A 2,018-nucleotide genomic window follows, 5' to 3' on the forward strand; every position below is an offset into this window, starting at 1 on the left:
CAGCGGCTTGTCATTGCCTGCGCCCTGGCGAAAAAACCCGGCCTGCTCATTCTGGACGAGCCCACAAGCGGTCTGGACGGCCTGAACATGACCCGCCTTGCCCAGGCCCTTGAAGACCAGACCAAAGAAGGCCGCTGCGTCCTGCTTATCACCCACGACCTTGAGCTTCTTGCCCTTCTGGGCCGCCATGCCCTTCGTCTGCCCCTGACCAGGGCCGATGAAGACGGGCTGCCGGCAGGGCTGGCAGAGACGGAAGCACTGAACCAGCCAGCCCGGCCGGAAGAAGCTCATACCCGCAACACCGCCACCCCGGCGGCATAAAGGAGAATTGCCATGACCACCAGCCCCGCAACCCCCTGTCAGACGGAAAACCTGCAGCAGCAAGTGGAAAAAATGCTTGCTGAAAAAAAGATGGTAATGCTCGATACCATCGCCCGCCAATGCGCGGTAAGCGAGCTGCGCGCTGCCGAAGCCCTGCCCCCGGCCATGCGGGCCTTTGCCACGGGAGCGGATTTTGACGCCGTATGGGACGGACTTACCCAGTGGCCCGGCGCGACCTTTATCATGCGTCACGGCCGCAGCGTTGTTGAAATCAAGGGGCGCATTCCCTCCGGCAAACACGGCGGCGGCTATTTCAACCTTGCGCCCGGTCAGTCGCTGGGCGGGCACATATGCAGTGAAGAAGCAGCGCACATCTGTTTTCTTTCATTGCCCTTCATGGGGCTGGAAAGCCACAGTGTGCAGTTCTTTGACACGGCGGGAGCGGTGCTGTTCTCCGTCTATGTGGGCCGCGAAAACAAAAAGCTTATGCCTGAAGCCCGCGAAGGCTTTTTCGCCCTGCGCGAAGCCTTCGGCAAGGAGAATATCTAATGAAAAGCCTTGTCGTTTATTCCTCCCGTACCGGCAATACCCGCAAGGTGGCCCAGGCCGTGGCCGAAGCCCTGCCCGGCTGCAGCCTGCACCCCGTGGAAGACGCTCCAGATCCCGGGGGTTTTGACCTCGTTGCCGTTGGCTACTGGGTGGATAAGGGCCTGCCCGATGCCGAAGCCCAAAAGTACATGGAGCGCATCAGGGGCTGCAACGTGGCCCTGTTCGGCACTTTGGGCGCATGGCCCCACTCCGATCACGCCGCCCAGTGCAAGGTACAGGGCGAGGCCCTGCTTGATGGACCCGAACGGAACAATCGTGTGCTGGGAACATTTCTCTGTCAGGGGCGTGTGGACCCCGCCATAGTGGCAATGATGCAGAAAATGGCCGGAGACGCGCACCCTATGACCGAAGAACGGCGCGCGCGGCTTGAAGAAGCCGCCAAGCACCCCGATGCCGAGGACTGCCGCATGGCTCGTGAAACATTCGCAGCCTTTGCCCGCACCCTCCGCGACATGCAGTGCGCCGCACCTGTTCAGGAAAACATATAAGGTAAGGAAGCATACCGTGACCCTGGCCTCAATCTATTCAGCCATCGGCCCTTCGGGCTGCGCGCTTGTAGTCGTGGGCGCTGCCGGGCTGTACATCGCCCTGCGCACCTTCTTCTACCTTGCCCTTGTCTGGAAAAACTTCCAGCACGGCTTTCTTGATCTGGAAAATACGGGCGAAAGCCGCTGCCTGCGCAATAACAGCAGCGACAATCCCCTGATCGCCATTATCCGTGACGTGGTCAAGACCCATAGCGGCCATTCGCAGGATATCCGCGCCGAGGTGGCCTATCTGTTCCACCGCAATTTCGAGCAGGTCACCAAAAGCCTTTGCTGGCTGCGCCTTATCGCCATGATCGCTCCGCTTCTGGGCCTGCTCGGCACAGTTCTCGGCATGGTGGGCGTGTTTCAGACCATCGCCGCCAAGGCCGCGCCCGATCCTGCCCAACTGGCCGGCGGCATATGGGAAGCGCTCATAACCACGGTCATGGGCCTGTGCGTGGCTATTCCCATGCTGATTTTCTACTACTTTCTGCTGCTCAAGTTCAAGGGCTTTCACATTGAGGCGGTGGAACACAGTTACCGGGCGCTTGAGCTTTGCCA

General features: G+C 60.4%; 4 protein-coding genes. All 4 read left to right on the plus strand.

The features are described 5' to 3' along the window. The coding region (locus V6C07_RS07605; protein ID WP_333535767.1) for an AAA family ATPase at positions 1–321 on the plus strand (321 nt) is incomplete at its 5' end. A gap of 12 nt (positions 322–333) precedes the next feature. Then, the gene (gene hutX / locus V6C07_RS07610; protein WP_333535769.1) at positions 334–870 is read left to right on the plus strand and encodes a heme utilization cystosolic carrier protein HutX; all 537 of its coding nucleotides are present in this window, start codon (positions 334–336) and stop codon (positions 868–870) included. After that, positions 870–1,418, plus strand: a complete 549-nt coding sequence (locus V6C07_RS07615; protein WP_333535771.1) for a flavodoxin family protein — start codon at positions 870–872, stop codon at positions 1,416–1,418. Before hutX ends, V6C07_RS07615 begins: the two co-directional genes overlap by 1 nt. A 16-nt stretch (positions 1,419–1,434) precedes the next feature. Then, on the plus strand, positions 1,435–2,018 hold a 584-nt coding region (locus V6C07_RS07620; protein WP_333535772.1), incomplete at its 3' end, for a MotA/TolQ/ExbB proton channel family protein.

It is taken from the genome of Desulfovibrio sp. 1214_IL3152 (assembly GCF_036763055.1).
In the GTDB taxonomy this organism is placed as follows: Bacteria; Desulfobacterota; Desulfovibrionia; order Desulfovibrionales; family Desulfovibrionaceae; genus Desulfovibrio.